Source organism: Salmonella sp. 32100201201700099SM (assembly GCF_017572645.1).
Taxonomy (GTDB): Bacteria; Pseudomonadota; Gammaproteobacteria; order Enterobacterales; family Enterobacteriaceae; genus Salmonella; species Salmonella enterica.
Map to the genome: position 1 here is coordinate 388,687 of NZ_JAGERQ010000002.1, position 13,255 is coordinate 401,941.

Sequence of the window (13,255 nt, forward strand, 5' to 3'; positions counted from 1 at the left end):
ATTCCACCTGCTGAAAATTTGAGGCTTAATGTTGCCAGAAGCGATGGTTACAAGGTAGCCTCATGCGTTATTTTCCGCGGGGCGGTTACCGGCCTGAACGATTTACAGGAGCTTTAATGCCTAACATTACCTGGTGCGATCTGCCTGAAGATGTCTCTTTATGGCCTGGTTTGCCTCTTTCTTTAAGCGGCGACGAGGTGATGCCTCTGGATTACCATGCAGGCCGCAGCGGTTGGCTGCTGTATGGGCGCGGGCTGGATAAGCAGCGTTTAACTCAATATCAGACCAAACTGGGCGCGGCAATGGTGATTGTCGCCGCCTGGTGCGTGGAGGATTATCAGGTCATTCGTCTGGCGGGGTCGCTGACGCCGCGTGCGACGCGGCTGGCGCATGAGGCGCAGCTGGATGTCGCGCCGCTGGGTAAAATTCCGCATTTGCGCACGCCGGGGCTGCTGGTCATGGATATGGATTCCACGGCGATCCAGATTGAGTGTATCGATGAAATCGCTAAGCTGGCCGGTACCGGTGAGAAGGTGGCTGAAGTGACGGAGCGCGCGATGCGCGGCGAGCTTGATTTTACCGCCAGCCTGCGCAGCCGCGTGGCGACGCTGAAAGGCGCGGATGCCGATATTTTGCGCCAGGTGCGCGGGAATCTGCCGCTAATGCCAGGATTAACGCAGTTGGTGCTAAAACTGGAAGCGCTCGGCTGGAAAATCGCTATCGCCTCCGGCGGCTTCACTTTCTTCGCCGACTATCTGCGTGACCAGCTACGCCTGACGGCGGCGGTCGCCAATGAGCTGGAGATCATGGACGGTAAATTTACCGGTCACGTTATCGGCGATATTGTGGATGCTGAGTATAAAGCCAATACCTTGCTTCGTCTGGCGCAAGAGCATGACATCCCGCTGGCGCAGACGGTGGCGATTGGCGACGGCGCTAACGATCTGCCAATGATCAAAGCGGCAGGGTTAGGTATTGCCTTCCATGCCAAGCCAAAAGTAAACGAAAAGACGGAGATTACGATCCGCCACGCTGACCTGATGGGCGTGTTTTGCATTCTCTCCGGCAGCATGAACCAGAAATGATTAATCTGCCCAATGGCAAGGCGACCGTAGGCCGGATAAGCGCCAGCGCCATCCGGCAACAGCGTTAACGAAAGAGGTAAAACGTGGCAAAAGCTCCCAAACGCGCCTTTGTTTGTAATGAATGTGGTGCCGATTACCCACGCTGGCAGGGGCAGTGCAGCGCCTGCCAGGCCTGGAACACCATTACTGAGGTGCGCCTTGCCGCGTCGCCGACGGTGGCGCGTAACGAACGTCTGAGCGGATACGCCGGCAGTGCGGGCGTATCAAAAGTGCAGAAACTGTCTGACATCAGTCTTGAGGAACTGCCGCGCTTTTCTACCGGTTTTAAAGAGTTTGACCGCGTGCTGGGCGGCGGGGTGGTACCCGGCAGCGCCATTTTGATTGGCGGTAACCCCGGCGCGGGCAAATCAACGTTGCTGCTGCAAACGCTGTGCAAACTTGCCGAGCAGATGAAAACGCTGTACGTCACCGGCGAAGAGTCGCTACAGCAGGTGGCGATGCGCGCGCACCGTCTCGGCCTGCCGACCGCTAATCTGAATATGCTCTCCGAAACCAGCATCGAGCAGATCTGCCTGATTGCCGAAGAAGAACAGCCGAAACTGATGGTGATCGACTCCATACAGGTGATGCATATGGCGGACATCCAGTCGTCGCCGGGCAGTGTCGCCCAGGTCCGCGAAACGGCAGCCTACCTGACGCGCTTCGCCAAAACGCGCGGCGTGGCGATCGTGATGGTCGGCCACGTCACCAAAGACGGGTCGCTGGCCGGGCCGAAAGTACTGGAACACTGTATCGATTGCTCAGTATTGCTCGACGGCGACGCCGATTCTCGTTTCCGCACGCTGCGCAGCCACAAAAACCGCTTTGGCGCAGTCAATGAGCTGGGTGTCTTCGCCATGACCGAACAGGGGTTGCGCGAAGTGAGCAATCCGTCCGCCATCTTTTTAAGCCGCGGCGATGAGGTCACTTCCGGCAGTTCAGTGATGGTCGTCTGGGAAGGCACGCGACCGTTGCTGGTGGAGATTCAGGCGCTGGTCGATCACTCGATGATGGCGAACCCCAGACGCGTGGCGGTCGGTCTGGAACAAAACCGTCTGGCTATCCTGCTGGCGGTGCTGCACCGACACGGCGGTCTGCAAATGTCGGATCAGGACGTCTTCGTCAACGTGGTCGGCGGCGTGAAAGTCACCGAAACCAGCGCGGATCTGGCTTTACTGCTGGCGATGGTCTCCAGCCTGCGTGACAGGCCGTTGCCGCAGGATCTGGTGGTGTTTGGCGAAGTGGGGCTGGCAGGCGAGATTCGTCCGGTGCCGAGCGGGCAGGAGCGTATTTCCGAGGCGGCGAAACACGGTTTTCGTCGGGCGATTGTGCCTGCCGCCAACGTACCGAAAAAGCCGCCGGAAGGAATGCAGGTGTTCGGTGTTAAAAAGCTCGCAGATGCGTTAAGCGTGTTTGACGACTTATAATTCTCTGTATGTAGTGATGTTGTATAATTTGCCGGATGGCGATGCAATGCGTCTTATCCGGCCTACGGATTGATACGGATTGATGTTGTAGGCCTGATAAGCGAAGCGCCGTCAGGCAGTGTTATGCGATTTTTCCAGCAGGAGGCTCTTGTGTCATCGTTCGACTATCTCAAAACCGCGATTAAGCAGCAAGGTTGCACTCTGCAACAGGTGGCTGACGCCAGCGGTATGACCAAGGGGTATCTGAGTCAGTTACTTAACGCCAAAATCAAAAGCCCCAGCGCGCAAAAACTGGAGGCGCTACACCGTTTTCTCGGGCTGGAGTTTCCCCGCCGACAGAAAAACATTGGCGTGGTGTTCGGTAAATTTTATCCATTGCATACCGGGCACATCTACTTGATCCAGCGCGCCTGTAGCCAGGTGGATGAGTTGCACATCATTATGGGATATGACGATACGCGCGACCGCGGGCTGTTTGAAGATAGCGCCATGTCGCAGCAGCCCACCGTGTCGGATCGCCTGCGCTGGTTATTGCAAACCTTCAAATACCAAAAAAATATTCGCATCCACGCCTTTAATGAAGAGGGGATGGAGCCTTATCCGCATGGCTGGGACGTCTGGAGCAACGGCATTAAAGCGTTTATGGCAGAGAAGGGAATACAGCCGAGCTGGATCTACACTTCCGAAGAGGCTGATGCGCCGCAGTATCTTGAGCATTTAGGGATTGAGACGGTGCTGGTCGATCCTGAACGCACGTTTATGAATATCAGCGGGGCGCAAATCCGCGAAAATCCGTTTCGTTACTGGGAATATATTCCTACCGAAGTGAAGCCGTTTTTTGTGCGTACCGTCGCGATTCTGGGCGGGGAATCAAGCGGCAAGTCTACGCTGGTCAATAAGCTCGCCAATATTTTTAATACCACCAGCGCCTGGGAATATGGCCGCGACTATGTCTTTTCGCATCTGGGCGGCGATGAGATAGCGTTACAGTATTCCGACTACGATAAAATTGCGCTGGGCCATGCGCAATATATTGATTTCGCAGTGAAATATGCGAATAAAGTGGCGTTTATCGATACCGATTTCGTCACCACCCAGGCATTTTGCAAAAAATACGAAGGGCGCGAGCATCCGTTTGTCCAGGCGCTGATCGACGAGTATCGCTTCGACCTGGTGATTTTGCTGGAGAATAATACGCCGTGGGTAGCTGACGGACTGCGAAGCCTGGGCAGTTCAGTGGATCGCAAAGCGTTCCAGAGCCTGTTGGTCGAGATGCTGAAAGAGAACAACATTGAGTTCGTTCACGTTAAAGAGGCTGATTACGATGGCCGTTTTTTGCGTTGTGTGGAACTGGTGAAAGAGATGATGGGCGAGCAGGGATAAGAACCAATGCCTGATGCGACGCTTACCGCGTCTTATCAGGCCTACAGTTTCACAACGTATTGGAATCGCTGGGTTTGTAGGCCGGGTAAGCGCAAGCGCCACCCGGCATTCAGACGTTTATTTGGCAATACGCTTGTACTTGATACGCTTCGGCTCCAGCGCCTCGGCGCCCAGTGTGCGTTTCTTGTACTCTTCGTATTCGGTAAAGTTACCTTCGAAGAATTCCACCTTACCTTCATCCTGATAATCCAGAATGTGGGTGGCGATACGGTCAAGGAACCAACGGTCGTGCGAGATAACCATCGCGCAGCCAGGGAACTCCAGCAGGGCGTTTTCCAGCGCGCGCAGGGTTTCGATATCCAGGTCGTTCGTCGGTTCGTCGAGCAGCAGGACGTTGCCGCCCACCTGCAGCAGCTTCGCCAGATGCAAACGACCACGCTCACCGCCGGACAATTCGCCAACGCGTTTGCCCTGATCGACGCCTTTGAAGTTGAAGCGGCCTACATAGGCGCGGCTTGGCATTTCAGTGTTGCCGATCTTCATGATATCCAGCCCGCCGGACACTTCTTCCCAGACGGTTTTGCTGTTGTCCATCGCGTCGCGGAACTGATCGACCGAGGCCAGCTTGACGGTTTCACCCAGCGTAATGGTGCCGCTATCAGGCTGCTCCTGACCGGACATCATGCGGAACAGGGTCGATTTACCCGCGCCGTTTGGCCCGATGATCCCGACGATAGCGCCTTTCGGCACCGAGAAGCTCAGGTCGTCGATCAGTACGCGGTCGCCGTAGGATTTACGCAGGTTGCTGACTTCAATGACTTTGTCGCCCAGGCGCGGTCCTGGTGGAATAAACAGTTCGTTGGTTTCGTTACGTTTCTGATACTCAACGCTGTTCAGTTCTTCAAAGCGAGCCAGACGCGCCTTACCTTTCGACTGACGGCCTTTCGCGCCCTGACGCACCCACTCCAGCTCTTTCTCAATGGATTTACGGCGCGCCGCTTCGGCAGACGCTTCCTGCGCCAGACGCTGATCTTTCTGCTCCAGCCAGGAGGAGTAGTTGCCTTCCCACGGAATACCTTCGCCGCGGTCAAGTTCCAGAATCCAGCCGGCGACGTTATCGAGGAAGTAACGGTCGTGGGTAATCGCCACGACGGTGCCTTCGAAGTCGTGCAGGAAACGTTCCAGCCACGCAACAGATTCGGCATCCAGGTGGTTGGTGGGTTCGTCGAGCAGCAGCATGTCCGGCTTTTCCAGCAACAGACGGCACAGCGCCACGCGGCGGCGCTCGCCGCCGGACAGTTTTTCGACTTTGGCATCCCAGTCCGGCAGACGCAGGGCGTCAGCAGCACGCTCAAGCTGCACGTTCAGGTTATGACCGTCGTGCGCCTGGATAATCTCTTCAAGCCGGCCCTGCTCTGCGGCCAGCTTGTCGAAGTCGGCATCCGGATCGGCGTACAGCGCGTACACTTCATCCAGACGTTTGAGGGCGTTAACCACTTCCGAAACGGCCTCTTCAATCGACTCGCGTACCGTGTGTTCCGGGTTTAGCTGAGGTTCCTGCGGCAGGTAGCCAATCTTAATGCCGGGCTGCGGGCGCGCTTCGCCCTCGATATCTTTATCGAGACCCGCCATGATGCGCAGCAGGGTAGACTTACCGGCGCCGTTAAGGCCCAGCACGCCGATTTTGGCGCCAGGGAAGAAGCTCAGCGAGATGTTTTTCAGAATATGACGTTTCGGCGGAACCACTTTGCCGACACGATGCATGGTATAAACGAATTGAGCCACGTTGGACTTCGCCTCTATGTTTATCGTGATGGTGAATAGATTTCAAAGGCGAAGTGTAGCCTTTTTCCCTGCCTAAGCCCAGCCAGCAGATCGCACTCGCAATAAAAGTAAAAAAGTGTCCGTAACGTGGCGCAAATGGCTATGACTGGTTAGCATAAATTCATTACGCGGCATGATGCTGCATTGGATAACAATTGAGGAAGTGCTTGTGGATAGAGCCAAACCATTTGTCTGGCGTCTCGTCGCCGCCAGCGTATGCCTGTTGACCTTTTGTCACCTCGCGCGGGCCGACTCACTGGAAGAGCAGCGTAACCGCTATGCGCAGATTAAGCAGGCCTGGGACAACCGCCAGATGGATGTGGTAGAGCAGATGATGCCGGGTCTGAAAGATTATCCGCTCTACCCGTATCTGGAATACCGTAAGATCACCGACGATTTGATGAACCAACCGGCGATTGCCGTCACGCAGTTTGTGCGCGCCAATCCTACGCTTCCGCCTGCGCGTACGCTGCAATCGCGCTTCGTCAATGAGCTGGCGCGTCGTGAAGACTGGCGCGGCTTGCTGGCGTTTAGCCCGGAGAAACCCGGCGCCACGGAAGCGCAATGTAACTATTACTACGCGAAATGGAGTACCGGGCAAACGGAAGCGGCCTGGCAGGGCGCGAAAGACCTTTGGCTGACCGGCAAAAGTCAGCCGAATGCCTGCGATAAACTGTTCAGCGTCTGGCGGACCTCCGGCAAGCAAGACCCGCTGGCGTATCTGGAACGTATTCGGCTGGCGATGAAAGCCGGAAATACGGGGCTGGTTACGGTGCTGGCCGGACAGATGCCGGCGGAATATCAAACGATCGCCTCAGCGATCATTACCCTCGCTAATGACCCTAATAACGTGTTGACCTTTGCACGCACCACCGGCGCCACCGATTTTACCCGCCAGATGGCGGAAGTCGCGTTTGCCAGCGTCGCCCGCCAGGACGCGGAAAATGCGCGTCTGATGATCCCCTCGCTGGTACAGGCGCAGAAACTTAATGAGGAACAAACGCAGGCGCTGCGCGATATCGTTGCCTGGCGACTGATGGGCAACGATGTGACCGATGCGCAGGCGAAATGGCGCGATGACGCGATTATGCGCTCGCAATCGACGTCGCTTATCGAGCGGCGCGTGCGTATGGCGCTGGGGATGGGCGATCGTCGCGGTCTCAATACCTGGCTTGCCCGCCTGCCAATGGAGGCGAAAGAGAAAGACGAGTGGCGTTACTGGCAGGCGGATTTATTGCTGGAGCGCGGTCGTGACGCCGAAGCGAAAGAGATCCTTCATGCTTTAATGCAGAAGCGCGGTTTTTATCCGATGGTCGCGGCGCAGCGTTTAGGCGAAGAGTACACGCTTAAAATCGATAAAGCGCCCGCCAACGTAAACAGCGCGTTGACGCAGGGGCCGGAGATGGCGCGTGTACGGGAGCTGATGTACTGGAACCTGGATAACACGGCGCGCAGCGAATGGGCGAATCTGGTAAAAAGCCGTAGTAAATCTGAACAGGCGCAGCTGGCGCGCTATGCGTTTAACCAGCACTGGTGGGATCTGAGCGTACAGGCGACGATCGCCGGAAAACTGTGGGATCATCTGGAGGAGCGTTTCCCGCTGGCGTATAACGATCTTTTTACCCGCTATACCCGCGGAAAAGATATCTCACAAAGCTATGCCATGGCGATTGCCCGCCAGGAGAGCGCCTGGAACCCGAAAGTAAAATCACCGGTAGGGGCCAGCGGTTTAATGCAGATTATGCCGGGAACGGCCACCCATACGGTGAAAATGTTTTCGATTCCGGACTACCGCGGCCCCGGCCAACTGCTGGAGCCGGAGACCAACATCAACATTGGCACCAGCTATTTGCAGTATGTCTATCAGCAGTTTGGTAATAACCGCATTTTTGCATCGGCGGCGTATAACGCCGGGCCGGGACGCGTGCGCACCTGGCTTGGCAATAGCGCCGGGCGTATCGATGCCGTAGCGTTTGTCGAAAGCATTCCCTTTTCGGAAACGCGCGGCTACGTGAAAAACGTTCTGGCCTATGACGCTTACTATCGCCACTTTATGGGACAGAAAGAGGCCTTAATGAGCGACTCTGAGTGGCAGCGACGGTATTAATGCAGACGGGTTATGTTATCATTTGTACTCGTGTAACAGTACAAACGGCGGTATAACATGACCCAGCATTCCCCTTATTCATCGGCTATCGCCGAACAACGTAATCAGGAGTGGCTTCGTTTTGTGGAGTTACTCCGTCAGGCATATGCAGAGGATCTGCATCTGCCTTTATTACAACTGATGCTTACGCCGGACGAGCGTGAAGCGCTGGGAACGCGCGTGCGCATTATTGAGGAGTTGCTGCGTGGCGAAATGAGCCAGCGCGAGTTGAAAACCGAGCTGGGGGCGGGCATCGCTACCATCACACGCGGGTCAAACAGCCTGAAATCCGCGCCGGTTGAACTGCGTCATTGGCTTGAGCAGATACTGCTGAAAAGCGCCTGATTTGCTCGTAGGCCGGATAAGACGAAGCGGCCATCCGGCAACATCGCCGCGAAATGCCTGATGGCGCTGTGCTTATCAGGCCTACAACATAGCGCAAATAATTATCGATACACCGCGTTATGAAACGGGCTGAGCGCCAGGATCACCGCCTGGTAGTAAACGCTGGAGCGCGTTAATTTTCCGGCGGTAAATACGCCAATGGCGCCCTCTTTGCGACCAATCTCGTCAATACCTGTGTACTGCGACATCACTGGGCCAAGCGCTTCCCCCTGGCGGACTCTGTCGAGAATGACGGCGGGCAGCGGCAGCGTGGCCGATCGCGCTTCACCGCGCTGAACGCCGTTATCAATCACCACCCAACTGAAGGTGGCGTCATCGTCAATTCCGGCTTCAATGGCTACCCAGAAATCAGCTTGTGGATGCAGGCGTCGCGCATTACCCACGCGATTTCGTGCGCCAGCACGCGTTTCCTCGCTTCCGAAGGGCTGCTCCGGTACGCCGCTCTCGACGGCGACGGGTGTAATATGGCACGATCCTTCGCCGAAAATCTCTTCAAATGCCTGTAGAATTGCCTGAATTTTGGCAGGATTGGTGGTCGCAGAGATAACCTGGTGCATAATTAAGCTCAGTTTTAAAAATTTATCGCAGTATAACGGAAAAAAAACATGTTACAGGTATACCTTGTTCGCCACGGTGAAACGCAGTGGAACGCCGAGCGACGTATTCAGGGCCAATCGGACAGTCCCCTGACGGCAAAAGGAGAGCAGCAGGCCATGCAGGTAGGAGAACGCGCCCGCAGCCTCGGCATCACCCATATCATCAGCAGCGATTTAGGCCGCACAAAACGCACGGCGGAGATTATCGCCCAGGCGTGCGGGTGTGATATTACCTTTGACTCCCGCCTGCGCGAGCTGGATATGGGCGTGCTGGAAAAGCGCCAGATCGATTCGCTGACGGAAGAAGAAGAGGGCTGGCGTCGTCAGCTGGTCAACGGCACGCAGGATGGCCGCATTCTTGGTGGGGAATCGATGCAGGAGTTGAGCGATCGCGTTCATGCCGCGCTGGCGTCCTGTCTGGAGCTACCGCAGGGCAGCCGACCTTTATTAGTCAGTCACGGTATCGCGTTGGGCTGTCTGGTCAGTACTATCCTGGGACTACCCGCCTGGGCGGAACGCCGGTTACGTTTGCGCAACTGCTCTATTTCCCGTATCGATTACCAGGAAAGTCAGTGGCTGGCGTCTGGCTGGGTGGTAGAAACCGCAGGGGACGTTTCGCATCTGGACGCCCCTGCATTGGATGAGCTACAGCGTTAACGGCGAATCGGGATCAGAAATTCGCAGCGCAGGTTGATAGGGCGATCGCCGGTTTTGGTATCTTCTGACGGGTAGTATCGCTCTATATCCTGCCCTTTACGACGGGTCAGATTCAGCATTGGCATACAGGTGCCGTAAACGGTCAGGATAAAATCCTGCACGCCGGTTCCTAACCCTTCATAGGTGAACATGACGTATTCACCGCCCTGCAACAGCACGGGATGCGCCGACTGAACATAGCCATCAGCCTGCTCTTGCGGCAGTGCGGTGGTATAGAATACTTCCTGCTCATCGTCTTTCTCCATGCTGGGGCGCGTTTCATTAAGCCCATAAAGCACTGGTGGAATAGTTGGCGAATGACCGAGGAAATCATGCCAGAATTGCACGCGCATTTCGTGGCGGAAGTCGGAAATCTGTTCCAGCGAGCAGGAATAGCTCTGCGTGACGCCAAGCAGCGGCGTATCTTCCAGCGTAACGAACTGATGTTCCGGCACGGTAAACTCGCCCAGCCGTAATGGCGGGCGAATGCCAAAGGCGCTCCATTCCGGGGAGCGACGATACAACGCTGGCGTCTGGGAAAACTGTTTCTTAAAGGCGCGCGTAAAGGTTTGCTGAGAATCGAAGCGGTACTGAAGAGCAATATCCAGAATTGGACGCGCGGTTAAACGCAGCGCCACTGCTGATTTCGATAAACGACGGGCGCGGATATAAGCGCCAATAGCGTGGCCCGTCACGTCCTTAAACATTCTCTGTAGGTGCCACTTGGAATAGCCTGCTTTTGCCGCCACATTGTCAAGTGACAGCGGCTGATCCAGATGACCTTCCAGCCAGATTAACAGGTCGCGAATTATGCCAGCCTGATCCATAAAATATCCCCATCCTTTCAACAACGAGCGCCCGATATCAGGTAAGAGGATAATAGCATTTTTTGTTCTTTTAGCATTCAGTGTTTTTTTTGAGCTTAAATGCTTTTTTTAGGCAACGTGACAGGTAATTATTCTAATCCTGTGATCTATAACCATTTTATTTTAGAATGTCTAATAATTACGCAACGTAACTTTTATGAATGGTAACAATATGAAATACAAGAGCTTAGTACTTTTCTCAATTTTGTTGCTGCTGGGGCAGAGCGCCCGCGCGGAACAAATTGGTTCAGTCGATACGGTATTTAAAATGTTCGGCCCTGACCATAAAATCGTGGTGGAAGCTTTTGACGATCCTGATGTCAAAAACGTGACGTGCTATGTTAGCCGGGCGAAAACGGGCGGCATAAAAGGCGGATTGGGGCTGGCGGAAGATACGTCTGACGCCGCTATCTCTTGTCAGCAGGTCGGGCCTATTGAACTGAGCGACAAAATTAAGAACGGCAAGGCGCAGGGAGAGGTGGTTTTCAAAAAACGCACCTCATTGATATTTAAGTCATTACAGGTCGTACGTTTCTATGATGAGAAACGCAACACGCTGGCGTATCTGGCCTACTCCGACAAAGTGGTCGACGGGTCGCCGAAGAACGCCATCAGCGCGGTGCCGGTCATGCCGTGGCGACAATAACAGGGAAAGCGTATGCAGCAACCGCAGGTCTGGTTAGTCGAGGATGAACAGGGAATCGCCGATACGCTCATCTACACCCTGCAACTGGAAGGGTTTACCGTTGAGCTATTCGCTCGCGGGCTGCCCGCGCTGGAAAAAGCGCGTCAGCAACGGCCAGATGCGGTGATTCTCGATGTGGGACTACCGGATATCAGCGGCTTTGAGCTGTGTCGGCAGTTGCTGGAACGCCATCCTGCGCTGCCGATTCTTTTCCTGACTGCCCGTAGCGATGAAGTGGATCGATTGCTTGGTCTGGAGATCGGCGCAGATGATTATGTCGCCAAGCCGTTCTCGCCGCGCGAAGTGAGCGCCCGCGTGCGCACGCTGCTGCGCCGGGTGAAAAAGTTTGCTGCGCCGTCGCCGGTGGTGCGTACCGGACATTTTGAACTCAATGAACCGGCGGCGCAGATCGCCTGGTTTGGTACGCCGCTCTCGCTGACGCGTTATGAGTTTCTGCTCCTTAAAACCCTGCTGCTGTCGCCGGAGCGCGTGTACTCGCGCCAGCAATTGATGGATATTGTCTGGTCTGATGCCCAGGAGACCTTCGATCGGACGGTCGATACACACATCAAAACCCTGCGCGCTAAGCTACGCGCGATCAACCAGGATCTCTCGCCAATTAACACGCATCGTGGAATGGGATACAGCCTGAGGAGCGTCTGATGCGCATCGGAATGCGTTTGCTGCTGGGCTACTTTCTTATTGTCGCCGTCGCCGCCGTGTTTGTGCTGTCTATCTTCGTGCAGGAGGTAAAGCCCGGCGTCCGCCGCGCGACGGAAGGGACGCTGATTGACACCGCGACGCTGCTGGCGGCGCTGGCCCGCGACGATCTCCTTTCCGGCAACCCGACTGACGGCCAGTTGGCGAAGGCATTCGCCCAGCTGCAACATCGCCCGTTTCGCGCCAATATCAGCGGGATCGTCAAAGTGCGTAATGAATACCATGTCTACATGACGGATGCGCAGGGGAAGGTGTTGTTTGATTCGGAAAACAGAGCGGTGGGGCAGGATTATTCTCGCTGGAATGACGTCTGGCTTACGCTGCGCGGACAGTATGGCGCCCGCAGCACGGCAAAAGATGCTGCCGATCCCAATAGCACGGTGATGTACGTAGCCGCGCCGATAATCAGCGATGGACGGATTATCGGTGTCCTGTCTGTCGGTAAACCGAATGCGGCAATGGCGCCGGTGATTAAGTGCAGCGAACGGCGCATTCTGTGGGCCAGCGCCGTTTTACTGGGGATTGCGCTGGCGATTGGCGCGGGGATGGTCTGGTGGATTAACCGCTCCATCGCCCGGTTGACGCGCTATGCGGATTCCGTCACCGAAAACCGCCCGCTTGCGTTACCTGCATTAGGCAGCAGCGAGCTGCGTAAACTGGCGCAGGCGCTGGAGAGTATGCGCATTAAGCTGGAAGGCAAGAATGAGATTGAGCAGTACGTGTATGCGTTGACTCATGAGCTGAAAAGTCCACTGGCGGCGATACGCGGCGCGGCGGAGATTCTGCGTGAAGGACCGCCCGCGGATGTGGTTACCCGCTTTACAGAGAATATACTGGCGCAAAATACGCGAATGCAGGCGCTGGTAGAAACCCTGCTGCGCCAGGCGCGGCTGGAAAACCGGCAGGATATCCCTCTCGCGCCGGTTGCTGTTGATGAGCTATTTACGCAGCTTAGCGAGGCACGCAGTATTCAGTTGGCGGCAAAAAATATCACCCTTACTCTACGGCCTTCCTCGCTGGTTGTCGTCGCCGACGCGGAGCTTCTGGCGCAGGCGCTGGGCAATGTGTTGGACAATGCCATCGACTTTACGCCTGAAAATGGCGTTATCACATTAAGCGCTCAGCCGATGGGAGAGAAAGCGATCCTGCAGGTGACGGATTCCGGCTGTGGTATTCCTGATTTTGCGCTGCCGCGCATTTTCGACCGATTCTATTCGTTGCCCCGTGAAAACGGGCGTAAAAGCAGCGGGCTTGGGCTGGCGTTTGTCAGCGAGGCGGCGCGGCTCCTCAACGGTGAGGTGACGTTGTGCAACCGTCCCGAAGGCGGCGTGCTGGCCTCGTTGACACTTCACCGTCACTTCACATAACTTCAAATTCTCCCCA

General features: G+C 55.7%; 12 protein-coding genes. 9 read left to right on the plus strand and 3 right to left on the minus strand.

The window, feature by feature from the left end:
- The first annotated feature begins 116 nt into the window (after positions 1–116).
- The 3 genes from serB to nadR all read left to right on the plus strand — a co-directional run bounded on the left by serB (position 117) and on the right by nadR (position 3,934).
- The gene (gene serB, locus J4685_RS05250; RefSeq protein WP_001132983.1) at positions 117–1,085 is read left to right on the plus strand and encodes a phosphoserine phosphatase; all 969 of its coding nucleotides are present in this window, start codon (positions 117–119) and stop codon (positions 1,083–1,085) included.
- Between the two features lie 83 nt (positions 1,086–1,168).
- Complete coding sequence (gene radA / locus J4685_RS05255) at positions 1,169–2,551, plus strand: DNA repair protein RadA (RefSeq protein ID WP_001029720.1); 1,383 nt, start codon at positions 1,169–1,171, stop codon at positions 2,549–2,551.
- A gap of 150 nt (positions 2,552–2,701) precedes the next feature.
- Positions 2,702–3,934, plus strand: coding sequence for a multifunctional transcriptional regulator/nicotinamide-nucleotide adenylyltransferase/ribosylnicotinamide kinase NadR (nadR, locus tag J4685_RS05260; protein ID WP_023211876.1), 1,233 nt, complete (start codon positions 2,702–2,704; stop codon positions 3,932–3,934).
- A gap of 117 nt (positions 3,935–4,051) precedes the next feature.
- Here nadR and ettA read toward each other — a convergent pair whose 3' ends face one another.
- The gene (ettA, locus tag J4685_RS05265; protein WP_000046770.1) at positions 4,052–5,719 is read right to left on the minus strand and encodes an energy-dependent translational throttle protein EttA; all 1,668 of its coding nucleotides are present in this window, start codon (positions 5,717–5,719) and stop codon (positions 4,052–4,054) included.
- Positions 5,720–5,894: 175 nt separating this feature from the next.
- Between ettA and sltY the strand changes: the two genes are divergently transcribed.
- A complete protein-coding gene (sltY, locus tag J4685_RS05270) occupies positions 5,895–7,865 on the plus strand; it encodes a murein transglycosylase (RefSeq protein ID WP_217456927.1) in 1,971 nt (656 codons plus the stop codon).
- Between the two features lie 57 nt (positions 7,866–7,922).
- Entirely contained in the window at positions 7,923–8,249 is a 327-nt protein-coding gene (gene trpR / locus J4685_RS05275; RefSeq protein ID WP_000192005.1) for a trp operon repressor, read from the plus strand.
- Positions 8,250–8,350: 101 nt separating this feature from the next.
- Here trpR and yjjX read toward each other — a convergent pair whose 3' ends face one another.
- The gene (gene yjjX / locus J4685_RS05280; protein ID WP_000554315.1) at positions 8,351–8,866 is read right to left on the minus strand and encodes an inosine/xanthosine triphosphatase; all 516 of its coding nucleotides are present in this window, start codon (positions 8,864–8,866) and stop codon (positions 8,351–8,353) included.
- A 48-nt stretch (positions 8,867–8,914) separates the two neighbouring features.
- Here yjjX and gpmB point away from each other — a divergent pair, with 48 nt between their 5' ends.
- Positions 8,915–9,562 carry a 2,3-diphosphoglycerate-dependent phosphoglycerate mutase GpmB gene (gpmB, locus tag J4685_RS05285; RefSeq protein WP_000942361.1) on the plus strand — a complete coding sequence of 216 codons (648 nt, stop codon included), beginning with the start codon at positions 8,915–8,917 and terminating at the stop codon, positions 9,560–9,562.
- Here gpmB and robA read toward each other — a convergent pair.
- Complete coding sequence (robA, locus tag J4685_RS05290) at positions 9,559–10,428, minus strand: MDR efflux pump AcrAB transcriptional activator RobA (RefSeq protein WP_000371679.1); 870 nt, start codon at positions 10,426–10,428, stop codon at positions 9,559–9,561. The two genes, gpmB and robA, sit on opposite strands and share 4 nt — an antisense overlap.
- A 211-nt stretch (positions 10,429–10,639) precedes the next feature.
- On the opposite strand from robA, the gene creA reads away from it, so the two are divergent.
- The 3 genes from creA to creC are packed head-to-tail and all read left to right on the plus strand — an operon-like array spanning position 10,640 to position 13,239.
- Positions 10,640–11,113, plus strand: a complete 474-nt coding sequence (gene creA, locus J4685_RS05295) for a protein CreA (protein ID WP_000875811.1) — start codon at positions 10,640–10,642, stop codon at positions 11,111–11,113.
- A gap of 12 nt (positions 11,114–11,125) precedes the next feature.
- Positions 11,126–11,815, plus strand: coding sequence for a two-component system response regulator CreB (gene creB / locus J4685_RS05300; RefSeq protein WP_001187048.1), 690 nt, complete (start codon positions 11,126–11,128; stop codon positions 11,813–11,815).
- Complete coding sequence (gene creC / locus J4685_RS05305; RefSeq protein WP_001219547.1) at positions 11,815–13,239, plus strand: two-component system sensor histidine kinase CreC; 1,425 nt, start codon at positions 11,815–11,817, stop codon at positions 13,237–13,239. Before creB ends, creC begins: the two co-directional genes overlap by 1 nt.
- Positions 13,240–13,255: the final 16 nt, after the last annotated feature.